General features: G+C 57.7%; 22 protein-coding genes and 1 pseudogene. 9 read left to right on the top strand and 14 right to left on the bottom strand.

Features of this window, described 5'->3' with window-relative positions:
* The first annotated feature begins 174 nt into the window (after positions 1–174).
* Together IPI80_RS10800 and IPI80_RS10795 are read left to right on the top strand one after the other, a co-directional pair.
* Complete coding sequence (locus tag IPI80_RS10800) at positions 175–711, top strand: hypothetical protein (protein WP_413859910.1); 537 nt, start codon at positions 175–177, stop codon at positions 709–711.
* A 93-nt stretch (positions 712–804) separates the two neighbouring features.
* Positions 805–1,380: an ECF-type sigma factor gene (locus IPI80_RS10795; protein ID WP_413859908.1), complete on the top strand. Its 576-nt coding sequence runs from the start codon at positions 805–807 to the stop codon at positions 1,378–1,380.
* 35 nt (positions 1,381–1,415) lie between these two features.
* Here the strand turns inward: IPI80_RS10795 and IPI80_RS10790 are convergent, their stop codons facing one another.
* From IPI80_RS10790 to IPI80_RS10780, 3 genes are all read right to left on the bottom strand, one after another.
* Positions 1,416–1,847 carry a DUF3617 domain-containing protein gene (locus IPI80_RS10790; protein WP_413859906.1) on the bottom strand — a complete coding sequence of 144 codons (432 nt, stop codon included), beginning with the start codon at positions 1,845–1,847 and terminating at the stop codon, positions 1,416–1,418.
* Between the two features lie 20 nt (positions 1,848–1,867).
* Positions 1,868–2,338, bottom strand: coding sequence for a hypothetical protein (locus IPI80_RS10785; RefSeq protein WP_413859904.1), 471 nt, complete (start codon positions 2,336–2,338; stop codon positions 1,868–1,870).
* Positions 2,339–2,450: 112 nt separating this feature from the next.
* A complete protein-coding gene (locus IPI80_RS10780; protein ID WP_413859902.1) occupies positions 2,451–4,766 on the bottom strand; it encodes a hypothetical protein in 2,316 nt (771 codons plus the stop codon).
* Positions 4,767–5,032: 266 nt separating this feature from the next.
* Here IPI80_RS10780 and IPI80_RS10775 point away from each other — a divergent pair, with 266 nt between their 5' ends.
* The 3 genes from IPI80_RS10775 to IPI80_RS10765 all read left to right on the top strand — a co-directional run bounded on the left by IPI80_RS10775 (position 5,033) and on the right by IPI80_RS10765 (position 8,016).
* On the top strand, positions 5,033–5,800 hold the full coding sequence (locus tag IPI80_RS10775) for a CsgG/HfaB family protein (protein WP_413859900.1): 768 nt from the start codon (positions 5,033–5,035) through the stop codon (positions 5,798–5,800).
* A 477-nt stretch (positions 5,801–6,277) separates the two neighbouring features.
* Positions 6,278–7,339, top strand: a complete 1,062-nt coding sequence (locus IPI80_RS10770; RefSeq protein WP_413859898.1) for an OmpA family protein — start codon at positions 6,278–6,280, stop codon at positions 7,337–7,339.
* 59 nt (positions 7,340–7,398) lie between these two features.
* Positions 7,399–8,016 carry a hypothetical protein gene (locus IPI80_RS10765; protein ID WP_413859896.1) on the top strand — a complete coding sequence of 206 codons (618 nt, stop codon included), beginning with the start codon at positions 7,399–7,401 and terminating at the stop codon, positions 8,014–8,016.
* A 192-nt stretch (positions 8,017–8,208) separates the two neighbouring features.
* On the opposite strand, the gene IPI80_RS10760 is transcribed toward IPI80_RS10765, so the two are convergent.
* The 4 genes from IPI80_RS10760 to IPI80_RS10745 form a co-directional block, all read right to left on the bottom strand.
* Positions 8,209–8,976, bottom strand: coding sequence for a LytR/AlgR family response regulator transcription factor (locus IPI80_RS10760; protein ID WP_413859894.1), 768 nt, complete (start codon positions 8,974–8,976; stop codon positions 8,209–8,211).
* Positions 8,977–8,981: 5 nt separating this feature from the next.
* Positions 8,982–10,124 carry a sensor histidine kinase gene (locus IPI80_RS10755; protein ID WP_413859892.1) on the bottom strand — a complete coding sequence of 381 codons (1,143 nt, stop codon included), beginning with the start codon at positions 10,122–10,124 and terminating at the stop codon, positions 8,982–8,984.
* Positions 10,125–10,283: 159 nt separating this feature from the next.
* The gene (gene gdhA / locus IPI80_RS10750) at positions 10,284–11,627 is read right to left on the bottom strand and encodes an NADP-specific glutamate dehydrogenase (protein WP_413859890.1); all 1,344 of its coding nucleotides are present in this window, start codon (positions 11,625–11,627) and stop codon (positions 10,284–10,286) included.
* Positions 11,628–11,740: 113 nt separating this feature from the next.
* Positions 11,741–12,586, bottom strand: coding sequence for an AraC family transcriptional regulator (locus IPI80_RS10745; RefSeq protein WP_413859888.1), 846 nt, complete (start codon positions 12,584–12,586; stop codon positions 11,741–11,743).
* Between the two features lie 106 nt (positions 12,587–12,692).
* On the opposite strand from IPI80_RS10745, the gene IPI80_RS10740 reads away from it, so the two are divergent.
* The 3 genes from IPI80_RS10740 (at position 12,693) to IPI80_RS10730 (ending at position 15,329) form a co-directional block, all read left to right on the top strand.
* Positions 12,693–13,925: an MFS transporter gene (locus tag IPI80_RS10740; RefSeq protein WP_413859886.1), complete on the top strand. Its 1,233-nt coding sequence runs from the start codon at positions 12,693–12,695 to the stop codon at positions 13,923–13,925.
* A gap of 70 nt (positions 13,926–13,995) precedes the next feature.
* Positions 13,996–14,706 (top strand): ProQ/FINO family protein, encoded by a 711-nt coding sequence (locus tag IPI80_RS10735; RefSeq protein WP_413859884.1) that lies wholly within the window; start codon positions 13,996–13,998, stop codon positions 14,704–14,706.
* 5 nt (positions 14,707–14,711) lie between these two features.
* Positions 14,712–15,329 (top strand): ABC transporter ATP-binding protein, encoded by a 618-nt coding sequence (locus IPI80_RS10730; RefSeq protein ID WP_413859882.1) that lies wholly within the window; start codon positions 14,712–14,714, stop codon positions 15,327–15,329.
* Between the two features lie 21 nt (positions 15,330–15,350).
* On the opposite strand, the gene maiA is transcribed toward IPI80_RS10730, so the two are convergent.
* The 7 genes and pseudogenes from maiA to IPI80_RS10695 all read right to left on the bottom strand — a co-directional run bounded on the left by maiA (position 15,351) and on the right by IPI80_RS10695 (position 21,470).
* Positions 15,351–15,995, bottom strand: coding sequence for a maleylacetoacetate isomerase (gene maiA / locus IPI80_RS10725; protein ID WP_413860409.1), 645 nt, complete (start codon positions 15,993–15,995; stop codon positions 15,351–15,353).
* A gap of 17 nt (positions 15,996–16,012) precedes the next feature.
* Positions 16,013–17,332, bottom strand: coding sequence for a fumarylacetoacetase (gene fahA / locus IPI80_RS10720; RefSeq protein ID WP_413859880.1), 1,320 nt, complete (start codon positions 17,330–17,332; stop codon positions 16,013–16,015).
* Positions 17,333–17,372: 40 nt separating this feature from the next.
* Positions 17,373–18,362, bottom strand: coding sequence for a TRAP transporter substrate-binding protein (locus IPI80_RS10715; RefSeq protein WP_413859878.1), 990 nt, complete (start codon positions 18,360–18,362; stop codon positions 17,373–17,375).
* Between the two features lie 61 nt (positions 18,363–18,423).
* Positions 18,424–19,702: pseudogene (locus IPI80_RS10710) on the bottom strand (TRAP transporter large permease).
* A complete protein-coding gene (locus tag IPI80_RS10705) occupies positions 19,699–20,265 on the bottom strand; it encodes a TRAP transporter small permease (RefSeq protein WP_413859876.1) in 567 nt (188 codons plus the stop codon). The pseudogene IPI80_RS10710 and the gene IPI80_RS10705 overlap by 4 nt, the downstream one beginning before the upstream one ends.
* A 33-nt stretch (positions 20,266–20,298) precedes the next feature.
* Positions 20,299–20,841, bottom strand: a complete 543-nt coding sequence (locus IPI80_RS10700; RefSeq protein WP_413859874.1) for a VOC family protein — start codon at positions 20,839–20,841, stop codon at positions 20,299–20,301.
* A 98-nt stretch (positions 20,842–20,939) separates the two neighbouring features.
* Positions 20,940–21,470, bottom strand: a complete 531-nt coding sequence (locus IPI80_RS10695; protein ID WP_413859872.1) for a hypothetical protein — start codon at positions 21,468–21,470, stop codon at positions 20,940–20,942.
* A gap of 179 nt (positions 21,471–21,649) precedes the next feature.
* Here IPI80_RS10695 and IPI80_RS10690 point away from each other — a divergent pair, with 179 nt between their 5' ends.
* Entirely contained in the window at positions 21,650–22,561 is a 912-nt protein-coding gene (locus IPI80_RS10690) for a LysR substrate-binding domain-containing protein (RefSeq protein ID WP_413859870.1), read from the top strand.
* The last annotated feature ends 12 nt before the right edge of the window (positions 22,562–22,573 follow it).

Genomic DNA, 22,573 nt, shown 5'->3' with positions numbered 1-22,573 from the left:
GCGGGATACCTTAAGTGGTAAGACGCAAATCGGCCCAGAAGTACGACAGATGCCACAGGTGTTGTCTATTTTTTAGTGTTGTGGCGCAATGGACGCCCGCGCTACGTCTTATTGATGCAGACAGCACTGTAAACCCTGCACCTCCACGACGACTTATTCCACCCAAGGAGCACCATGTACATACCACTCATTCTCCGCAGCGCTGGCGCACTGGCACTGACACTCATGGCTTTTGGCCTGGGGTTCCCGCTAGCGGCAACGGCAGATACCCCGCAGCGCCTAAGCGCCACAGTAGACGGCAAATTATTTGAGAGCGACGACGATGGCATCATGTATTTGATGCCCACCAAGGGGGTGCTCAACCTGATAGCCAGTACCAAAGGTGCCAGTGCCTACCCGCCACCTAAAACGCCGGTGGACAAGCTGTCCATCAACTGCAGCAACTTTGATGGCAAGCCCGTGAAGTTTATCTTTGCCAAATCAGGCAGCCGCAGTTGCGAAATCAGCTTCACGCAAGGTGTGAGCCAAAAACCCTTTGGCGAACCGGTTGCTGAGTACCGGATGGTTGATGGTAAAAACCAGTTGGAGATCACCTCAGTCAACGGCAAAGTCATAGAGGGCACTTTCAGCTTCGAGTTTATGAACGTCAAAACGAAAGCCAAGATGGTTATCACGGACGGCAAGTTCAAAGCCGAAGACCGCCAGCTGTAACGCTTAGTTACAGACCCTGATCCGGGGTCTCATTCGCTGTGCCTTAAACTGCCTCGCTAAAGCGCCCAAGCGCCCACAGCGAGGACACCAGCTTTGACACCAACGGATTCCGCCGAACAGATTGCACAATTGCTGCAAGACATACGCACCGGTGACGAGAGTGCTGCGGCACGGCTGTATGCCTTGCTCTATCCCGAAATCAAACGCCTGGCCCGCTCGCGCCTGTATGCCGTAGGTGGCGTTACCAGCCTGAACACGACCGGACTAGTGAATGAAGGCTTTTTGCGCATGGTTGAGCGCGTGGGCATGGCCGGTGAATCACGGGCGCAGTTTTTTGCCTACGTGGGCAAAGTGCTGCGTTCGGTAGTGCTAGACCACCTGCGTGCCAGCCAGGCCGAAAAACGCGGTGGTGACTTGGTTCAGGTCACGTTGTCCCAAGCAGAGTCGATTGCTGCGGATGGACGCGACAATTGGTTTCTGCTGGACTCGGCATTGGAACAACTGCGCACATTGGACCATGCGTTGTATGAGCTGGTGGAACTGCGTTACTTTGCAGGCCTGACGGTGGCCGACATCGCCAAACTGTTGGGCGTATCCACCCGCACGGTGGACCGCGATTGGGTCAAGGCCAAGACCTGGCTGGAAGGTCTGATTAAGGTTGCTGACTAGGCGACCCCAATGCTCTGGCATCAGTCTGGGCGCAATTACTTCGTACAGTCACCCAGCCGCTTGGCACTTAGCGCGGTATGCACCACGGTGCCCTTCATATCGCTGCCTTCATCAAACTGCGTCACGCGCATGTCCATGTTGAATGTGTCATCGGTTACCGTACCCTTTCCCTCACCACTCATTTTTGGTTTGGTGCAGGCGTATTTGATGGAGATGTTGTTGCCCTTGCGTTTGACCTCCGGCGGGGTGCAGCCTTCCATGCCTTGCTGGTTAACGTAGGCGCTGTTGGTGTCCACATCTTTTTGCGTCACGCATTGCTTAAAGTTCACCGGGATTTTCATGCCAAATACTTCCGTCACGGTGGCGTATTCGTACTGGCCGGGCTTGAGGTTTTGCGCGCTGGCAGAGGCCAGGCCCATAAGGGCCAGACCGGCAAAGCAGGCGACTTTTTTTAGGGTGATAGTCATAGTACGTACTTTGAGGTATTTCACGAGGGTGAATTGACGGTGCTTATGTCGCAGGATTTGAAGATAAACGGCCCATCGCTGGCGAGGGCGACGTAACTCGCATTACTCTCTAAGCTGATGGGTACCAAAATCTGTTGTACGCCGGGTGATACCGAGAGAGTTTGGCCGCTGGTGGATGCGGTTGCCCCCACCAATGCCTTCATCTTTTTGGTTGGCATGTCCGAGGTGATTCCCACGACGAAATTCATGAGGTAAAACCCCGTCTGTTTGCCGTTACGCTTGAAGTCGCACAGCACACCTGCTGCCACCCCGCCAAATTTTGGCTCGGGGTTGCTGGGGTGGATGTAAACCGTTCCCTTGTCAAAATCGATCCCTGCACCTCTGAACGATAGGAAGCCCAAGGTCGCCTTTGGGTTCGCCAGTGTCAGCGATACCCCTGCATCCATGTCAGGGGCCTTGGCCGTTGCTTCCAGCGCTGTTTTTTTTGCCATTTCTGTCTCCAAATGATGATCATGATTTATGGACCTGATGGATGCCAAAAGTGACATTCACCCTATAAGACGCAATTCGCGCAGAGAACACGACACGCTGCGCAATGAGTCGTCAGCGCTTGTGAAATTGGCTACCCAGGTTGTCCGGCACGGTGAGCGAGGTGTTGCCCAAACTTCCGGGCGGATGTGGCCGGACCGTTCCGGTTTCTGAAGCGGGGCTGCTATCGGACTTGCTGTAGACCTGCGCCTGTTCGGTCTGGCGGCAGGTTTTGAGTTTGCCGCTATCCACCTGTAACTTGCAGGCATTGAAATCCGCCACATTGCTGCACAGCATCTCGTCGGCTCGGCCTAGAATGCGCTTGCAACTAGCGAGTTGTGGCGTTTGCAAGTCCAAGGCCACAGCGGGTGCTGTGGGTGCAGTTAGTTTGGTACCGAGTGAACCTCCCAGTAACATACCTCCCGCCGCAGGTGGCAGCGTTACCAGCGCACCGCTGCCCATCACAGACTGTTTGAAATGCACACTCAACAAGGCGGCGAATCGTGGCTCCAGAGCTTTCTCAAGCGCTACTCCGGCGTTGTAAGAGCTGCTTATTGTGATCAGCTTCTCAATGGCTTCATCGCGTAGTTGCTGGAATTGCTGCAACGCCTCGCCCCGCTGCTTTTCTACATCTTTGGCCGATGCGGCTGGGTCTTTACTTGGTAGAGCCAGTACACGCTTGGCCTCAGCGTCCAGATGCTCATCCACCTTGCCCTTGGCAGCAGATATTCTGTAAAGCACGCCATAAGCTTTGGCACAGCCCTTTTGAATACTCATGGGACCAGCAACGTCGCCATGTTCGTCGGGTGGACCACTGGTTTTGCCGCACGCCTGGTACATGTGCGTGATATCGGTACCGCAGCGGATGTCTGAGCACTCGGCTTTAAGTTTGGTAATGGCAGCCAGTGCCTCTGCAGAATTCTTCGGCTGCAACTCTGCACCGGTTCTCTTGGCTGCGTCTTCTTCTTTCTTTTTTTGTTCTTCTGACTTTATATTTGTCATCACGACTTTGGTTACGCCATAGTCCATAAACGATGTGATTTTCTGAGCGATCAGCACATTCGCTTGCTTTAGTAGTGGGCGATTGGTCGCGTAGAAGATGCTGCCTACCGTATCGGTCGGTTGGGCATTCGCCGCCATCGTCTGAATTTTTTGAATAGATTTTTGCGGGTCAGTCAACGCTGTGGGGGTGTAGGAATAGAAATCGTCAAACTGTCCCATGCTTTTAGGCTCAGTCACTGTTTGGTTGAAGCCATACACATCACGCAGCACGGTAGACACGCAGGAATAGTGCGCAGCACTAAGCAGCGCCAATGTCTTATAGCGCTTGAAAAGTCCATCCGTAGCCCCACCCATGTACTTTTCAGGCGGTACTGATTTGACCGCTTGGGTCACCGCCTTGGCACAGATACGCACTAGCGGGTCACCTCGTTTCCAGCTTGGCAAATCCAGCGCATCACCATTGCGTGGCAGCAGCCAACCCAACTGCGACTTCATCAGCTTGGTAGCAGCGAGGGTTGGGTCTGCAGCCAGGCCCTTAACCAATCGAACTTGGTCTTGCAAGACTGCCCACTTGGCAAATTCTTGGTTGTACGAGTCGCGGAAACTATTGCAGGTCTTCTCTGCATTACCAGGTTTCATGCGGTATGCATCAAAATAGTCCCGACACGTCGCCGTCACCCCATCTACGTAGCCACCCTGGCGCATGAGCGTATTGTGCAGCTGCGAATAGGGTGACATCAACGCCACCCAATATTTGTACTCAGCCTCTCGTCGGTTGGCAAAGTAGATGCGGTAGTAGGTTTCTTGAGGCATATGCGCACCCTGGTAAATGGACTCCAAAGTGTTCTCAACAGCCTTTGCACCTGTCTCTATACCGACCAACCCACCTTTGACCAAGTCCGTCACCAAGCCGCCGCATTGTTGCGCGCCGCTGCCCACCGCATTCATGACTTTTTTAATCGTTTCCGGGCCTCCAATGTCTGCCACCGCACAGCCGCATGAGAGCGCTCCCGTCACAGTGCTCATGCCTGGTACGCTACTAAGCGCAGTGCTCGCTCCGCCATCAACAATGTCTTCCAGCATATCGGTGCCCTTGGCTCCCAGAAGTGTTGGCAGGCCAGGCACCTTCAGCAAAGCATCGGCAATGAGACCACTGGCCTTGCCGTTGATAAACCCCTTGCATTGCCCGATATCTTTCGGTATCACGTTTTTTTGCTGTAAGGCAATCACCGTCACCGAGCTAACAATGGTGGCAGGGTCCACCGCCATGACACGGCCCACGCATGGTGGGTCGTCTACAGCCAACTGCAATACTTTTTCGCCAGACGATACGGCCACTGCCGCTGCCTTGAACGGTGCCGCCAAGCAGCCGGCTGCGTTCTTTACCACTTGGCGTGTGCGGGCGCTGAGGCAAACAGCAGCGGTGCCAGAAGACCCAAAAGCACCGTACGCAAGGACAAATCGTTCCTGTCTATCACTGCAATTCCCCTGTCAATTCGCTGATACCTCATAAGAAGGAAAGCTGAACGCGTTTGCGACATTCGTGCGTGTGATTTATTTTTCATGAAGATGTCGCAGTCTTCGCGCCAACTGCGTCTTAGTTGGTAAGAAAGCCCCAATGCGGGCTGTGGCCCCAACGCAAACCAGGAGCTTTTATGTCCCGAAAAATCGTCTCGCGTCCGCAGGCCCTCTGCTGCGCACTGCTGGCTTTTATCTGCTTGTGCGCAGGTTCTGCACATGCCGAGGGCAGTGACCCAGTCTCTGACCGTTCTTCCACCACCCAGAAGCTGCAAGGTCTAGCCATCGTTGCGTTGGCTGCACGGCCCATGGTGACGGTCTATGAGGTCACGTCCAACGTGTCAGAGATTGAAGCCCGCGCGGCCACTGCGATGTTCACCACGGCGCTCATAAAGAGCAAACAGTTCCGGGTGATGGAGCGCAGCAAAATCGCGAACGGCGTCGCCCGGGAGCGTGAGATGAACCAGACCGGCGTGTCCAGCGGCAACAGTGCCACCAAGCAGATCAAAGGCGCCAATGTGATCTTTGAGGCCACCATTTCCGAAGCCACTGCCTCAAAGTCCAGCAGCTCTGGTGGTTTTTCGATCGGCGGCATGCAGTTGGGCGGGGGTAGTACCGCAGACGAAGTGGGTATGGATGTTCGCGTGCTGTCGGTAGGCAGTGGTGAGGTGTTGGACGCCATCAATGTGCGCAAGGAGGTGGCCAGCACACAAAGTAGCGTTAGCGGCATTGGCAGCCTGCTGGGCACAATGGCCGCCAACAGCGGCCAGGATCTGCACGGCATGAACCCGGACGCCAACTTTCAATCAGCCCACAAGGAGGGCATGGACCGCGCCGTGCGGGCGGTAATGGAGCAGGCAATTTTTGAGCTGGCGCAGCGTGCCGGTGAATGGGTGGATGACTAACATGCTACTGGGCAGCAACCTGCGCCGCTGCATTCCGTGCATGGTCCTGCTGGCGGTGCTGAACCATTGGTGTGCACAGGCGGCAGACGATGAGGCGCTACAAGAGCCCCTAAGTCGCGAAGGCCCTGCACCCTACCGCCTACCCGGCCATGACCGTCTCGTTTTCACAGCTCCGCCAAGCCAGTTGTTTGAACCGTGGCTTTGTGCGTGGCCGGCTACCAGTGGGAATCCTTGGGCCGTTGTACCCTGCCGCCCCTACGACCACCCTGAGAGAAACCCATACACTGGTTATCCCAATGATCTTCTGCAAGATCCGTTTGCCCGACTGCACTACCTGTCACAACCATACCCCTTGCGTCCACCCCAACCGCGTGGTGAATCCGTGCCGGGCGCGCCACCGTCGCAGTTGCCCAATGGCCGAAGCCTTCCCTTAGGCCCTGACTATCCTTCTCCCCAACTTCTATTAAGGTGAATACCATGACTTTTCAACACCGCTTGCTCCTTCCTTCCACCCGACTTTTGATCGGCGCTTTTCTGCTGTGCGCCAGCGCACTGGCCCAAGCCGCCAACCCGATGCCAACCAAAGACTTAAAGGGTCTGACCGACCCCGATGGCCTGAAACGCTACACCGGCTCGATATTGACCTACCGCGACGACGCAGCCTATGACGAATTGAAATTCCCCATGGGCAAGGTCATTTCCAAAGACGATCAAGCCGTTGCCGCGCGCAGTCTGGATCGCTCCGGCCAGCGCACCATGCTGCAATACTTGACCCCGGCGGGCAAGTCTGCACTGGAAGTGGTGCGCAACTACCAGCAGGACCTGAAGGCTGCGGGCTACAAGTCCACATTTGAATGCGCGGGCGAAGCCTGTGGTGCCGCAGACTGGATAAGCCGGGGCTACTTTGTATCCACCCTGGTGTCTGGTGCGTACTGGAGCAATATTGGTGACAACAGCCCCGCAGCCTGTAGTGGTGGTGCCAATGTTGGGGACTTCCGCTACGCGCTGCTGGATAACCCCGCTACTGGTTCCACCGTTGCCGTGGCAGCCTGGCGCCCAGGCATTCTCTCGGCCTACTGCGATGAGCCCGAGTACCAAAAGCGCACCAGCGTTGTGGTAGTCAAGGTGGATGCCAAGGCGCGCGAACAAGCCATGGAAACGCTGTCCGCCAGCGAAATGGGCAAGAGCCTGGATTCGAGCGGCAAAGTTGCCGTGTACGGCATTCTGTTTGATACCAACAAGGCCGACATCAAGCCCGAGAGCCGCGCGTCGCTGGATCAAATTGGCGCACTACTGAAACAACAAACGGGCCTCAAGCTGCATGTCGTGGGTCACACCGACAACGTGGGCACTTTGCCTGCCAACATGGACCTTAGTAAACGCCGGGCTGAAGCCGTGGTGGGCGATCTGGCCAGCAGCTACGGCATCGCCCGCAACCGCCTCACTGGCAATGGCGTGGCCAGCCTGGCCCCCGTAGCCAGCAATAGGGATGAGGCGGGCAGGGCCAAGAACCGCCGCGTGGAGCTGGTGCTGCAATAACCAAACACCAGGAGACGACTATGAACTTACTTCGCTTCACCCCCAAGCTCGCAGCCAGCATGCTGGTAGTTACTGGACTGCTGGCCAGCCACGCCCATGCGCAGTTGCCGGGAGGATCACAAAGTCAGCTGCGGCCACCCAGTGGGGGAAAAATCATGCCCCAAGTTAGTGCGGTGCCACCAGCCAACAATACATCACTTGCGGCTCAAGTGAATACACCCAAAGTGCACACCCCTGTGAAAGTGGAGTTGCCGTTGACTGAATTTGGCACCCCGGTTGTGCGCACTGAAGTGCAGAAACAAATTACCCTTCGCAAGGTCTATGACAACGACCCAGCGAACACAGGTAAGACTACGGAGTTGCCCAGTATCCGGCTATCAGGAAGTCAATCAGCTGATTTTTCGGCAACTCCACCCAATTGCCATTTGGGCATGGAGAGCGGGAAGATGGTTGTACAAGGACTTCCGATGACGACACCGCCAGCCTACGTCTTCACTTGCACCAGTACCGTCACGTTTCGACCCAGCGCCGAAGGTGCTCGCTCTGCACTACTAGAGGCGCTATTTGCTGATGGTGACAGGTTTAGTGCCGTGCTGAAAGGCACTGGCCGATCCCCAACAGTATCTCTTTCAGAACATGCCGCACCAAAGGGTGCAGTGGCCAGAGTACGTCAGTAAAGCCCCTGCGCTGACATGCCTGGCAAATGTGAACAGCAGCGAACTTTTCTGAATTGTTGTCAACGGTGACGAAGCCAGCAGGGCCAAGGACCGTCGCGTAGAGCTGGTGCTTCAATAAAGCGCTATAGATCTAATAGCTGCATGTGTAATTTTGACGAGGGCTAGAGCCAATTACTTTGCATAAAACTGCGTCTACATCGCCTTGAACAGGTGCACGTAGGCGCGGCTTACCGGCAGCTCGTTGGCGTGGCCTTTGATACGCACAAACAGGCGGCTGGCTTCGTCACGGCGCGTGCCTTCCAGATGATGCAGATTGACGATGGTGGAGCGGTGTACCTGCCAGTACTGCGTTGGGTCCAGTTGTGCGGCCAGCTCGGCAATGGGGGTACGGATCAGGTACTCGGCTTGGGCGGTTTGCACACAGGTGTACTTTTCGTCCGAGTGAAAGAACAAGATATCGTGCACCGCCACTTGGCTGGTGTAGTCGCCCCGGCTGGCGCGAATCCAGCGCAGTGGTTCTGTCGCGATTGCATTTTTGGGCAGCAGCTTCTTTAGTACGGCCAGTAGTTTGGGGTCGGCCATGTCTACACCTGCCTCAGCCGGCGCGGCCAGCGCGCGCTGCACCCGTTCCATGGTGCGCTGTAGGCGGTCCAGCTTCACGGGTTTGAGCACATAGTCCACCGCCTCCTGATCAAAAGCCTCTACAGCGTATTCGTCAAAAGCCGTGACAAACACCACCCGCGTGTGCCCTTCAATGCCTTGGGCCACTTCCAGGCCGGTCAGGCCGGGCATCTGAATGTCCAGAAAGGCTATATCGGGCTTGAGCTCGGCAATGCGTTGGGCGGCTTCCAGGCCATTGCGGGCTACGGCCACGATGGTCAGTTCGGGCCACTGGGCCAGCTGGGCCTGCAAGGCACGCACCAAGTGGGGTTCATCGTCAGCAATCAGCACAGTGGTCATGGGGTCTATCCGGCATGGAGCGGGCGGTAGGGCAATCGCATGGTGGCACGCATGCCGGGGTTGGCGTCAGTCAAGGTCAAGGAAGCCGTGTCACCGTACTGTGCCTGTAGGCGTTCCCGCACATTGGCCAACGCCATGCCAGAGCCTGGGCGACGACGGGTACTGTCTGGCCCCATGCCATTGTCCAGTACCTCTAACACCAGGGTGTTTGCATCGATCGTGGCCGATATATGGACGCTGCCACCTTCTACTTTGGGCTCCAGGCCGTGGTGCAAGGCGTTTTCTACCAAAGGCTGCAGCAGAAAAGGAGGCATGGTCACGTCTCGCAGATGCGGGTCGTAGTGCACGGAATACTGTAGGCGGTCTTCCATGCGGGTCTTCATCAGCTCCAAATAGTGTCCAACCAGGTCCAGCTCGCCACCCAGCGTGGCGTCCAGGCGCCGCAGGTTGCCCAATGAGGCACGCAGGTAGTCGGTAAAGGACTCCAGCATCACCTTGGCGCGGGGCACATCGTCGTCCATCAGCGACGACACATTGGCCAAGGTGTTGAACAGGAAATGTGGTTCGATCTGCCCTTGCAATAAACGCAGTTGCGCTTCAGCAGCACGTTTTTCGGCTTGAAGTCGGCGCGCACCAACCCTGAATATCCAATAGAACACCAGGCTGATCAGGAACGCTAACAACAAAGCCTGCAACAGGCTCCCTGCCAAAGCGTTGGAGCTATCAAGTAGACGCGAGGAATTGGTTTCATAGCCCATCACCGCAGCACCCAAAGGCCAGCCTATGGCCAACCCCAAATTGGGAATGCCAATGAAGTATGCCAAGCGTCTCCAGCCACTGAGCTTGCGTATGCCTTCGGTACCCAGCCAGTGGTGGCCCAACACAAACAGCCCGCGAATGGTGAAACCGATAAACAGGGCGATGATGAGGTTAATCTTGTACCCTTGCCACCAGCTGGCCCAGTTGCGCCAGGCACCATCGTCCTGTGCAGCCATTGCAAAACCCATGACGGTGAAAGCGACCGCGCAGGCGCCCGAGAAAAGAAAGGTCCAGACCACAGACAACCATTGCGGCCCCACGGGATGGGGGTCGCTGCCCCACCAGGAACGCCATGACTGCCGCAAGGTGTAAGTGTTCAGTGTGTTCATGGCGCCGAGTTTAGGGCGTCTCAAACGCACTGTCAGTCTGCCTATGACGAATCGACAGACTGTGCGACGAACCGACAGCGTTGAGCTGGTGTTTCAGTAAAACGCTATAAATTCAATAGCTATTTACGTAACGTTGACGAGGGCTAGCGGCCAATTCCGTTAGATAACTCCCTGCGCCAGCATGGCATCAGCTACCTTGACGAAGCCGGCTACGTTGGCGCCGTCGATGTAGCTGACCGTGCCATCCGCGCGGGTGCCGTGCTTCAGGCAGGCGGCGTGGATGCCTTGCATGATGATCAGCAAGCGGTTGTCCACCTCTTCGGCGGTCCAGTTCAGGCGCATCGCGTTTTGGCTCATCTCCAGACCCGACGTGGCCACACCACCTGCATTGCTGGCTTTGCCCGGTGCGTACAGTACGCCGGCGGCTTCAAATGCCTTGGCTGCTTCGATGGTCGACGGCATGTTCGCGCCTTCGGCCACGCACAGCACTCCATTCTTGATAAGGGTAGCGGCGTCATTTACATTCAATTCATTCTGCGTGGCACAGGGCAGGGCGATATCCACTGGCACATGCCAAGGAGTCTTGCCTGCCTGGAACGGTACCCCCGTGCGCTGCGCGTAATCGCTGAGGCGGCCGTAGAGGTGGTTCTTTACGTCCATCAACGTAATGAGCTTTTCGGTGGTGAAACCGTCTTCATCGACGATGGTCCCACTGGAATCAGACACCGTGACCACCTTGGCGCCCAGTGCCATGGCTTTTTCGACGGCATATTGAGCGACGTTGCCTGAGCCGGAAACCGATACGCGCAAGTTCTCGAACGTCTTGCGACGGGTTTTGAGCATTTCGGCAGCGAAGTAGACCGTACCGTAGCCTGTGGCCTCGGGGCGGATCAGCGAGCCGCCGAATGACAGACCTTTACCCGTGAATACGCAGTCGGCACGGTTGCTGAGCTTCTTGTACATGCCTGCAATAAAGCCCACCTCCCGTCCGCCCACGCCAATGTCACCGGCCGGGACGTCGGTGTCCGCACCGATGTGGCGGAACAGTTCACTGGCAAAGGCCTGGCAGAAGCGCATGACTTCGCCGGGGCTCTTGCCTTTGGGGTCGAAGTCAGAGCCGCCTTTGCCGCCGCCCATGGGCAGGGTGGTCAGCGCGTTCTTGAAGGTCTGCTCGAACGCCAGGAACTTGAGAACCGAGAGGTTGACGGATGGGTGAAAGCGCAGGCCGCCTTTGTAGGGGCCAATGGCCATGCTGTGTTGAATGCGGTAGCCCCGGTTGACCCGCACAGTACCGTGGTCGTCGGTCCACGACACGCGGAACATGATGACGCGCTCGGGCTCCACCAGACGCTCCAGCAGGCTGTGTTCGGCGTACTTGGGGTGTTTTTCAATGAACGGCCACAGGCTTTCCATCACTTCGGTGACCGCTTGAAGAAACTCAGGCTGACCGGGGTTGCGTTGCGCTACCTGTTCCAGGAAGCTGCCGAGGGACTCGTACATCATATTCAGAGGACTTTCTTGGTGAAAATGCGGGCAATGCGGCGCCGCAGCATAACATTATGCATGATGCTTATAAGTACCAATGGTCGAACGCATGGATCATTGAGCCACGTCAATCATTGGCTGCGCAACGCGGTGTTATGCGATTTATTCGAAAAAGTTCGCGGAGCTTTTCCCATAGCCAACTTGAACATGGCAGAAAAGGCACTGTCGCTTGCGTAGCCGCTGGCGGCAGCAACCTGGCTGATCGGCATGCCGCGCGCGAGCAGGGGCAGGGCGTGTGCCAAGATGGCTTGTTGGCGCCATTGTTGGAAATTGGTACCCAGTTCGTCCCGAAACAATCGCGCCACCGTGCGTTCGCTGGCGCCGATAGGGGTCACCCAGTCGCGCAAATGGGTCTTGTCAGCCGGGTTGCGCAACACGGCCTCGCATAGCGCGCGCAGGCGCTTGTCGCCATGCTCGGGGTGGGGCATGGGTACGCCCAGCGCTTGTGTGGTGGCGCGGGCCATTTCGTCGGCGGACAGTGCCATGATGGCGTCGTCGCGGGCGCCGGGGACCGAGTCTTCCAGCGCGTGCACCAGCTCGCGCAACAATTTGCTGACCACCAGCACCTTGCAATCGGTCCAATCCTTTGGGGTCACGCAAGGGTCCAAATCCACAGTACGCAATTCCGCCGTTTCCAGCACCACCACATGGTGCTGCACCTGGGGTGGAATCCACACTGCACGGGTGGACGGCACGATGTAGGTGGTCTGGCGCTCCTCTTGAGTCACTGTCACTTGCATCAGGCCACTGGCGCAAAAGGTGAACTGTGACCAGGGGTGCTGGTGTGGGGCGATGTGGGCGTCCATTGCCAGCGAACGGGCACGGCTGCGTACCGGGCGCTGCGGTGTGGGAGCGCGGTTGGCTGAGTTGTCAAACCCCACGGTGGTGAGCTGGACTTTGCGTTTGCTGGTTGACATGCTGGGAGGAAGTGGCACTGGTGTGCAACTGAGTTGGCGGAATTTCGACGATTATTGTCTTTTTGTCATATTCCGGCTTTTGAGCTTGGCTTTTACCATTGCCCTCATGACTGCTACCACTCTCGACTCCACCGCCGCATCCGTCCCGCTGCAACAGGATGCCACGGTGATTGGATTGGTAGGGTTGGCCCACGCCAGCTCCCACTTTGCCCACTTGTTGTTGCCGTTGCTGTTTCCTGTTTTTATGAAGGAATTTGGTCTGAACTTTTCGGAGTTGGGACTTTTGATGACCACCTTCTTCGTGGTTTCCGGTGTGGGCCAGGCTTGTGCGGGCTTTGTGGTGGACCGGCTCGGCGCCCGGCCTTTGTTGTTTGTGGCCATGGGCATTTTTATTGCTGCCTGCATAGGGGCCTCGTTGGTCACCGGGTATGTAGGGCTGATTTTGGTGGCGGCTCTGGCTGGGCTCGGCAACGCAACCTTCCACCCGGTGGACTTCACCATTCTTAACCAGCGGGTATCGGCGCAGCGCCTGGGCTATGCCTTCAGTGCCCATGGGCTTACGGGTAACCTGGGTTGGGCGGCAGCGCCGGTGTTTTTTGCAGGATTGGGCGCGAGCATTGGGTGGCGTAATGCCTATGTGGCCGCCGCGCTGATGTATGCCTTGATACTGGTCGTGCTGGTGTTGCAGCGGGACAAACTCAGTACCCACGTGGTTCGACACGACCCACAGGCCCATGCCAACGGCAAGGCCGAGCACGACCTGGCCTTCATGAAGTTGCCTGTGGTGTGGTGGTGCTTTGGTTTCTTTTTGCTCTCCACCATGACATTGGCGGTGGTGCAGAGTTTTGCCGTATCCATCCTCAAGGCCATGCACGGCATCAGCTTCGAGGCGGCCACCTACACCATTACAGCCTATATGCTGTGCGGCGCCACGGGTATGTTTGTGGGGGGTTTTATCGCGGCCCGTACCATTAACAGTGACCGCGTCGTGGCCATTGCCATGGCAGTTGGCGCTGTCCTGCTGGCTTTGTGCGGCACGGGCTTGCTGAATGCGCGGGCCACCATGGTGATATTGGCTGCCACAGGTTTTGCCGTTGGCATAGGCGGGCCGTCGCGCGACATGATGATCAAGAAGGCCACGCCCAAGGGCGCTACCGGGCGTGTTTATGGGCTGGTTTACTCGGGTCTGGACACTGGTTTTGCAATTTCCCCTATCATTTTTGGAATGTTCATGGACCGTGGCTGGTACGGAGCCACCTTGTTGGGCGCCGCATTGGTGCTGTTGCTGAGCGTGGGAGCAGCCTTGGGTGTGGGGGTTCGTACGGTGAAGGCACATTGACCTGGTTGGGAGCGACAACCCAATCGCTGGCATGATGGAGGGCTTTTCGTCCGCCTATTTTTGATATTTCATGACCGACTCCGTGACCCCTATTGCCGAAACTGTAGAAGAAACTATAGAAATTTCCGTGTCCGATGCCAGCTCTGCCACGCCGGAAACACCGACTTCTGCTAAAGCCCAACGGCCCACTAAACCGGATGTCTTTCCTGTTTTGGAAAAATTGGCAACCCTTTATCCTCAACATTTTGGTGCTGAATTTTTGCCGCTCAAACGCGGTATTTTTCAGGACCTGATGGAGGCTCATCCCGATACGCTGGATCAGGCTGGTCTGAAAGCCGCACTGGCCTTTCACACCCGCTCTACCCGCTATCTAACGGTGGTGGCCTCTGGCCAGCAGCGCCACGACCTGCAAGGCCAGCCCGTGGAGCCCATGGCGCCCGAGCATGTGCAACATGCACTGCTGGAAGTATTTCGGCGTCGCCAGACACGCAGCAAAGAAGACCTGCGGCCCAAGCTGCTTGGGCGCATTGTGCAGGCGCAGGAAGCCTCGGGCCTGTCTCCGCTGGCCTATGCGGACCTGGTGCGCGGCCGGGATGAAGCTGCCAACGCGGTGTTGGACGAGGCCATGCTGGAGTCTCAAGCCCGCGATGCCAAGACCGAAGCCCTGCTGCGTGCGTTTGAGGCCAGTGGCAAATCGGTGGAAGAGTTTGCTGACATGTACGGCATGGAGCCGCGCGCCGTGCGCCGTATGCTGCCGCGCAAGCCAGCGGCAGCTGCCTGAGCGCCGTGCTGCAGGTTAGAGGGTTGGGCTTTGCCTATCCCAAACAGAATGCTTTATTTACCGATTGGTCACTGGACATTGCGCCCGGCGTGACTTGGATTGGCGGTGACGAAAGCACCGGCAAGACTACGCTGTTGCGGTTGCTGGCAGGTGATCTGGTGCCCCAAACAGGCAGTTTGAGCCTGACCGATGGAAGCACCTTGGCAGCGCAATCCGCTGCCTACCAAAGCCAGGTCGCCTGGGTGGACCCACGCACCCAGGCCTTTGATGCGATCACTCCCAACACTTTCTGGAGCACGCTGCAATCCCAATACCCCGCATGGGATGCTGCGCTGCTGGCAGAACTGATAGATGGCCTGGCGCTAGGGCCGCATGTGGGCAAGGCCTTGTACATGCTGTCCACTGGCACCAAGCGTAAGGTCTATCTTGCGGGTGCTCTGGCCAGCAGTGCAGCAGTCACGTTGTTGGACGAACCGTTTGCCGCGTTGGACAAAACGTCCATTGATCTGTTGCTGGAGTTGCTGAAAGAAGCCGCTACGCACCCCAGCCGGGCGTGGGTCGTGGCGGACTATGTGGCGCCACGTGGAGTGAGGTTGGCGGCTCAGATCCAACTTGGCCCGTGATCCGATAGCTCGGTTGGCGCTCTACTCCGCGTCCGGCTGCACCTGCGGCGCCGCATTTTGAAATGCAGGCAGGGCCAGGCACGCTTCTTCGATGCGGAGAATGGTGGGGAATGCTTCCAGTGGAGTCTGGAAACGGCGCGAGTTGGCAATCTGCGGAATCAGGCAGCAGTCGGCCAGGCCCGGTGTGTCGCCGTGGCAGAACACCCCGGTGGCGCTGTTGTTGGCCAAAATCGCCTCGATTGCGGTAAACCCTAGCGTGATCCAGTGGCGATACCAGGTGGCGCGGGTGGCCTCATCCAGCTTTAAATCGTGTTCCAGGTATTGCAGCACCCGCAGATTGTTGAGTGGGTGGATCTCGCAGGCTATGGCTTGCGCCAGTGCCCGCACCCGTGCCCGGCCCAATGCGTCGCGCGGCATTAGGGGCTGGTCAGGGTGGGTTTCGTCGAGGTATTCCATGATGGCCAGTGACTGGGTCACCGCATGGCCGTCGTCTATCAGTGCCGGCACCAGTTTGGCCGGGTTGATGTGTTGATAGGCTGGTGCATGTTGGGCGCCACCGTCTTTGAGCAGGTGCACTGGCACCGATTCAAACGGTAGCCCCTTGAGGTGCAACGCAATGCGCACCCGGTACGAGGCCGAACTGCGAAAGTAGGTGTAAAGCTGCAGCATGCGATGGTTATCCATTACTCACTAACGCGGGCCGGCAGCACCGTGCCACGAACCTCACCAAAGCCAATGCGTGCGGCGCCCGGCGCGGTGCAGGTACCGCGGAAGACCACCGTGTCGCCATCTTCCAAAAAAGTGCGAATTTCACCTGTGGGCAGCGTCAGGGGCTGTTTGCCGCCCAGGGACAGTTCAATCAGCGAACCCGCTTCCTCCGGTGCGGGGCCAGACTGCGTGCCGCTGCCCAACAGGTCGCCGCTTTGCAGGTTGCAGCCACCGACTGTGTGGTGCGCCACCATTTGCGAGACCGACCAGTAGGCATCGCGAAAGTTACTGTGTGAGAGGCGATGCTCTGGCAGGCCCTTGTGCCGCATGGCCGCGCTTTGTAGATACGCCTCCAGCTCAATGCCAATGGCGCCCTGTTGGCGCAGTTCGTTGCTGTCCAGATAGGGCAGGGGCTGTGGGTCGTCCTCCGGGCGGGTCCAGGGCTGGCGAAATGGTGCCAGTGCCTCCAGGGTCACCACCCACGGTGACACCGTGCTGGCAAAGTTTTTGGACAAAAACGGCCCCAGTGGCTGGTATTCCCAACCCTGCACATCGCGCGCAGACCAGTCGTTGAACAGGCACAGGCCAAACACATGCTCCTCTGCCTGTTCCATGGCAATGGGCTCACCTTGGGCGTTGCCAGCACCCAAGAAAATGCCCACTTCCAGCTCATAGTCCAAGCGTGCACTGGGCGCCAGTACTGGGGCGGTGGCACCGGGGCGCATCACCTGGCTCAAGGGGCGGCGAACGCCCTGACCCGAAATGCCAATGCTGCTGGAACGGCCGTGGTACCCAATAGGAACCCATTTGTAGTTGGGGAGCAGCGGGTTGTCTGGGCGCATCAGTTTGCCGACATTGGTGGCGTGGTGCACCGAGGTATAGAAATCGGTGTAGTCGCCAATGCGGGCAGGCACGTCAAATTCGGCTTGGGCTTGTGGCAATAAGCAGGTGCTCAGCACGGCTTGGTCTGGTGAACCCGTCCGCAGGGCGCGTGACAGGGCCAACCGCAGCGCAGACCAGGCCTTGGGGCCCAAGTCCATGAAGGTGTTGAGGCTCGGTGCGCAGCAGGCATGCACACCCGCCAGGGCCTCACCATTGAACACGCTCGTAGCGCGGGCAGCCGTCAGGTCAAGGATGTCGTCGCCAATGGCCACCCCCACCCGAAACGCCTGCTTGCTGCCAGTGTGGCGGAACACGCCAAACGGCAGGTTCTGAATGGGGAAATCGGTCTGGGCCGTGTTGGCGGAGGCCACCCAACTGGTGAGCTGGGCGCTGTGTGTTTCGTTCAATGCCATCACTGCAGGCCTCCTGTTGTCGTGCGGGTTGTTGCTGGGCTTACTTGGCGAGTTGGTTGGTGACTTCAGTCACCAAATCAGCGCCAACATCCTTGGTAAACATGTCCCACACCGGCTTGACCTGGGCGCGCATCCGCTGGCGCTCGGCTGGTGTGATGTCGTTGATCAACAGACCCTTGGCTGCCATGGCGGTCTCTGCCGACTTGGCTTGGTCGCGGGCAACACCGCGCTGGAAGGCGCGGGTTTCTACAGCCGCGTCACGCAAGATGGCCTGGTCGGCGGCGGGCAAGGTATCCCAGAACTTCTTGGACACCAGCGGAACAAAAGCGCCGTAGGAATGCTTGGTGAGTGACAGGTACTTCTGCACCTCATTGAGCTTGAGCGCGGCAATCACGGCGGATGGTGTTCCCTGCCCATCGACCGTGCGGGTTTCCAGCGCGGTGTACAACTCAGGCACGGCCAGTGGAACGGGGTTTGCGCCCAAAGCCTTGACGGTTTCCTGCGAAATCTTGGCTTGCACGGCGCGGAACTTCAGGCCCTGAAAATCTTCCCACTTCTGGATCGGACGCTTGCTGTTGGTCGCGTTGAAGAAGCCGTTTTCCCAATAAGCCAGTCCGATGAGTCCTTTTGCGGGGAGCTTGTCCAACAGCTTCTGGCCGGTGGGGCCATCGAGCACTTTTTCCGCGTCTTGTTCACTACCAAACAGGAAAGGAAAGTCCAGAATCTCAAATTCCTTGACCATACCGGTCAGCGTGCTGGTTTGTGGCACCGTGAATTCGATGGTGCCGCCCTGCAACGACGAGGTGACTTGCACATCGTTGCCCAAAGCGCCGTTGTAGAAAGGCTTGATCTTGATGCGGCCCTGGCTCTTTTTGTCGACCAGATCCACAAAGCGGGCAACGCCCTGGCCCTGGTGGGTTTTTTCGGACAGCGTCACGGCAAATTTGGCAGTGACATCGGCAATGGCCGAACTGCTGAGTAGTGTGGCCAATGCCAGACCGGTCAATTGGGCGATGAGAGTGGTTTTCATAAAGCGAGTCTCCTGGGGTTGTTGTGAGAGAAAAAAGGAACGGAACGCGAGTGTGGTCGTTTTAACGCCACCAGCCAGCCGGTACCATGACCAGCGCCGGGAACAGAATCAGCGCGACCAAAATAGCGGCCTCGGCGAGCAAAAAGGGCATCACGCCCTTGACGGCTTCGGACATGGAAACCTTGCCGATAGAGCTGACCACATTCAGCACCACACCCACAGGCGGTGTGATCATGCCAATGGAGCAATTCATGATGAAAATCACGCCAAAGTAGATCGGGTCGACGCCGGCCTGAACGGCGATGGGTAAAAAAACCGGCGTGAAGATCAACACGATGGGGATGAAATCCAGCACCATGCCAGCCAGAAAAGACCACCACCATCATGGCCGCTACCAACAGCAACTGGTTGCCGGCAAACACTTCCAGCCAGCCGCCCACTTGACCGGGGATGTCGGCAATGGTAATCATGTACGACGCCACCATGGCCATGGCCGCCAGCAACAGCACCACGGCGGTGGTGCGCGCGGTGGTGAGCAGGCATTCGTAGACCTTGGCCAGGCTAAGCTCGCGGTACACCACCAATCCCACAAACATGGCGTACATGGCGGCCACCACGGCGGCCTCGGTGGGGGTGAAGATACCGAATTTCAGGCCACCAATGATGATGACGGGCAACAGCAAGGCCCAGAAACCTTTACCCAACAAAGCCATGCGTTTGCCCCATGACAGCTTGGGGGCGAGTTGTATCTGTTCGCGTCGGGATACCAACCACCAGGCCGCCACCAGCGCCAGACCCATCATGACGCCGGGCACCATGCCGGCAAAAAACAGTTTGGTGACCGATACGTTGGCCACCACGCCAAACAGCAAAAAACCAATGGACGGCGGGATGACCGGCGCAATGATGCCGCCCGCCGCCATCAGCCCGCAGGCGCGGCCCACGTTGTAGCCAGCCGCGCGCATCATGGGTACCAAAATGGCGGCCAGCGCTGCGGTATCGGCCACCGCTGAACCCGAAAGGCTGGCCAACAAAATGGCGGCGATGATGGCCACGTAGCCCAGACCACCGCGCAGGTGGCCGACGAACGCGCCGGCCATGTCCACGATGCGTTTGGACAGGCCACCAGCGTTCATGAATTCGCCAGCCAATATGAAGAACGGAACCGCCATCAGCACAAAGTTGTCGGCGCCACCGATGGTGTTCTGCACCACAATCTGCGCGTCGAATTGACCAAGCACCAACATGATCGCAATGCCTGAGGCCAGCAAGGCGAAGGCAATCGGCATGCCGATGGCGATGGCCCCCAGCAGCGTGCCCAGAAAAATGAGCGCGGTCATGCTTTGGGGTCCTTGGCTTGGTGGGTGGCAACGTTTTCGATCTCGGCTTCGATGCGCTCGCCCAGGTTCAGCGTCATGGACAGCTCGGCATCGGTATGCGGCTGCGTCAGTGCGTCCCATATATTGAACAGGATGCTGATGCCCATGCCAACGCCAAACACAATCGCCGAGCCATACAGCCAGGCGTACGAGATACCCAAAACGGGGTAACTGTTGTCAAGGTTGATGTGCGTCTGTTGCCAGCCTCCCACGACAAAGATCACGCAGGCCGCCAACATCAAAACGCCCGTAATGGCAATGGCCGCCTTCTTCCAACGGTGCGGCAGGCTTTTGACAAGTGTGTCAAAGCCGATGTGGGCATGCTGGCGTGATGCCAGGATAGCGCCCAGCAGGACCAGCCAGACAAACAGAAGGCGCGCCAGCTCTTCAGACACGGCAATGCCGGAATCAAAGCCATAACGCAGCACCACGTTGCCAAAAACCAGCAGGGCCATCATGGCCAGACAGGCCACGATGGTGAGCTCCAGCGCGCGGGTAACCGCGTGGGTAAGACGAACGAACATGGGTAAACAGGTGTGAAAAGACGGAAGGTGTGATCAGGCTGTCATGAAACCTTTTCCGTCGTGCATCCACGCGGCGTGCTTGGGGGCCTTCTTGGTGCGGTCCCACTCGTTGATCATGTCCCACTTCACGTCGTCCAGAGACTTCTTCATCGCGGGCGTGGCCGTGTTGCAAGCCAGCTCCAGGCGGTGGCCGCTAGGGTCATGGAAGTAGATGGATTTGAAGATGGTGTGGTCGGTCACGCCCAATACTTCAATGCCAGCAGCTTCCAGGCGGCCCTTGGCGGCCATGAGCTCGTCCATGCTGGCAACTTCAAAGGCCAAGTGCTGCGTCCAGGCAGGGGTGTTGTGATCGCGGTCCATGGGGGCGCTGTTGGGCAGTTCAAAAAATGCCAGCACGTTGCCGTTGCCCGCATCCATAAAAATGTGCATGTACGGATCAGCCTCTTTGGTGGATGGCACTTCGTCCTCGGCAATGGCCAGCACGAACTTCATGTCGAGGTGCTTTTCGTACCACTCCACGGTTTGTTTGGCGTTAATGCAGCGGTAGGCGACGTGGTGAATTCTCTGGATCAGCATGGGTGTTCTCCTCGGTGTTGGTTGAACCAGTCAGGCGATGGATCGTCGTGACATGGTTGCAATTAAAGAGGAGATTGATCTATCATTCAAACAGATTTTTATGATGAATTTATTTGAATATCGAATAAATAACCATTGCCTTCAGACGTGTGGCCCGGTTGATGCGCCTGAAGAACTTGAAAAACCTGCCGGGAAGCCGTGCGGGCAATGATTCCACCAATGGTTTCAACGATCCTGCCCGCAGAATGTGCGTAGCAAACTGTGACATCCGTCTCTTTGCCAATTCCAAAAGGACCCGTGGGAAGGGTCCTGATCAGGAACAACCGGAATCGCGGCGTTACGTCTTGCGCGTGTGGGCATTCATTGAAAACTCCTATCGACACACCGAAGCCAGCACCATGCACCTGAAGGGTCCACTCGTCTTTGCTTTGCGCTGTCAGCTCCAGGTTCGCCAGTGCCTGGGCCTGGCCCAGAATCGGCAGGTACATCTGCAGTGCTTCTACCAGCAAACGAAATTGCGGTGGAGCTGCATCCAGACCCTGCAACGGATTGGGCCTGACGTTGCCACTTTCAAAGCCCCGTCCATGGGTGTGCAACCGGTAGATCTTCCCGAGAGGGTGTTTTTTCATCCATACGTAACGGTTTGCAATGCCCGTGCGTGGACCCAACCCCGTGCAGCAGCCCACTTGTTACATCAAGAGACAAAGCTTCTTCAACATAGAAGGCGATGGGGCTGCAAGCGCACAATCATGTGCCGACTTTTCGTGTATAGCGATGGTCTGGCGTTGACTTTTCAATGGCCTGATCCATGAACATTACCTTGCGCCAATTGAGGGCCTTTGTGGCATTGACCCAAACCGGCAGCTTCACCGACGCCGCTGCCCGTCTGCACGTGACCCAGTCGGCGCTCAGTGGTTTGATCAAGGAGTTGGAGCAGACGCTGGGCGTACAGGTGGTTAATCGCAGCACACGCAAGGTAGAGCTGGCCGAGGTGGGACGTGAGTTCTATCCCTTGGCCGCGCGGCTGCTGCAAGACCTGGATGGCGCACTAGTGACCATTGCCGACATGAAGGCTTTAAAGCGTGGCTTGGTGCGGATTGCAGCACCCCAGCTCATGTCGGCCTCGGTGCTGCCTGAGGTGATTGCCGGTTTCAAGCGCGAGTACCCCGACATCGAAATCCGCCTGCTGGACTGCATGGTGGAAAACGTGCTGCCCAAGGTGCACAGCGGCGAGGTGGATTTTGCCGTAGGCCCCGAGCGGGAATCCTCCGCCGATATCGAGGCCAAGACCTTGTTTGAAATCCCGTTTGTGGTGGTGTTTCGCGCCGACCACCCCTTGAACAAAAAGAAGCGTGTGACTTGGGATGACGCGCTGCGTTACCCGGTTGTGGCCCTCAAGGGCGAGTTCACCCACCGCCTGCGCGTCGACCTGCACGAATCCCTGCACGACGAAGCGCTCAACCCCGCCAATGAAGTGGGCTTTATGACCACGGCCTTTGCCATGGTCAGCGCCGGCCTGGGTGTAACCACCTGTTTACCCTATGCCAGTAACCTGATTCGTTTGCACCAATTGCAAAGCCGCCCCTTGCTGGAGCCGGAGGTGCGCCGCAAGTTTTTGATTTTCACCCGGCGGGATCGGCCCTTGTCGCCGGCAGCGCAGCGGTTCTCGGAGTATTTGATGGACTACGTGACCGCGCAGCCGTGGTGCAGTAAACGTTAATAGTTTTTATAA

Source organism: Candidatus Aalborgicola defluviihabitans (genome assembly GCF_016705985.1).
GTDB classification, from domain to species: Bacteria; Pseudomonadota; Gammaproteobacteria; order Burkholderiales; family Burkholderiaceae_C; genus Allorhodoferax; species Allorhodoferax defluviihabitans.
The sequence above is the reverse complement of the archived record's forward strand: the minus strand, read 5'-3'. Positions and strand labels throughout refer to the sequence as shown.

What these genes read in the sequence shown, in the direction of transcription:
- IPI80_RS10740 (WP_413859886.1), top strand. Translation starts at nt 12,693, where the DNA reads ATGACTGCTACCACTCTCGACTCCACCGCCGCATCCGTCCCGCTGCAA.
- IPI80_RS10745 (WP_413859888.1), bottom strand. Translation starts at nt 12,586, where the DNA reads ATGTCAACCAGCAAACGCAAAGTCCAGCTCACCACCGTGGGGTTTGAC.
- IPI80_RS10735 (WP_413859884.1), top strand. Translation starts at nt 13,996, where the DNA reads ATGACCGACTCCGTGACCCCTATTGCCGAAACTGTAGAAGAAACTATA.
- fahA (WP_413859880.1), bottom strand. Translation starts at nt 17,332, where the DNA reads ATGGCATTGAACGAAACACACAGCGCCCAGCTCACCAGTTGGGTGGCC.
- IPI80_RS10775 (WP_413859900.1), top strand. Translation starts at nt 5,033, where the DNA reads ATGTCCCGAAAAATCGTCTCGCGTCCGCAGGCCCTCTGCTGCGCACTG.
- IPI80_RS10690 (WP_413859870.1), top strand. Translation starts at nt 21,650, where the DNA reads ATGAACATTACCTTGCGCCAATTGAGGGCCTTTGTGGCATTGACCCAA.
- IPI80_RS10770 (WP_413859898.1), top strand. Translation starts at nt 6,278, where the DNA reads ATGACTTTTCAACACCGCTTGCTCCTTCCTTCCACCCGACTTTTGATC.
- IPI80_RS10790 (WP_413859906.1), bottom strand. Translation starts at nt 1,847, where the DNA reads ATGACTATCACCCTAAAAAAAGTCGCCTGCTTTGCCGGTCTGGCCCTT.
- IPI80_RS10705 (WP_413859876.1), bottom strand. Translation starts at nt 20,265, where the DNA reads ATGTTCGTTCGTCTTACCCACGCGGTTACCCGCGCGCTGGAGCTCACC.
- IPI80_RS10765 (WP_413859896.1), top strand. Translation starts at nt 7,399, where the DNA reads ATGCTGGTAGTTACTGGACTGCTGGCCAGCCACGCCCATGCGCAGTTG.
- IPI80_RS10800 (WP_413859910.1), top strand. Translation starts at nt 175, where the DNA reads ATGTACATACCACTCATTCTCCGCAGCGCTGGCGCACTGGCACTGACA.
- gdhA (WP_413859890.1), bottom strand. Translation starts at nt 11,627, where the DNA reads ATGATGTACGAGTCCCTCGGCAGCTTCCTGGAACAGGTAGCGCAACGC.
- IPI80_RS10715 (WP_413859878.1), bottom strand. Translation starts at nt 18,362, where the DNA reads ATGAAAACCACTCTCATCGCCCAATTGACCGGTCTGGCATTGGCCACA.
- IPI80_RS10700 (WP_413859874.1), bottom strand. Translation starts at nt 20,841, where the DNA reads ATGCTGATCCAGAGAATTCACCACGTCGCCTACCGCTGCATTAACGCC.
- IPI80_RS10785 (WP_413859904.1), bottom strand. Translation starts at nt 2,338, where the DNA reads ATGGCAAAAAAAACAGCGCTGGAAGCAACGGCCAAGGCCCCTGACATG.
- IPI80_RS10760 (WP_413859894.1), bottom strand. Translation starts at nt 8,976, where the DNA reads ATGACCACTGTGCTGATTGCTGACGATGAACCCCACTTGGTGCGTGCC.
- IPI80_RS10755 (WP_413859892.1), bottom strand. Translation starts at nt 10,124, where the DNA reads ATGAACACACTGAACACTTACACCTTGCGGCAGTCATGGCGTTCCTGG.
- IPI80_RS10695 (WP_413859872.1), bottom strand. Translation starts at nt 21,470, where the DNA reads ATGAAAAAACACCCTCTCGGGAAGATCTACCGGTTGCACACCCATGGA.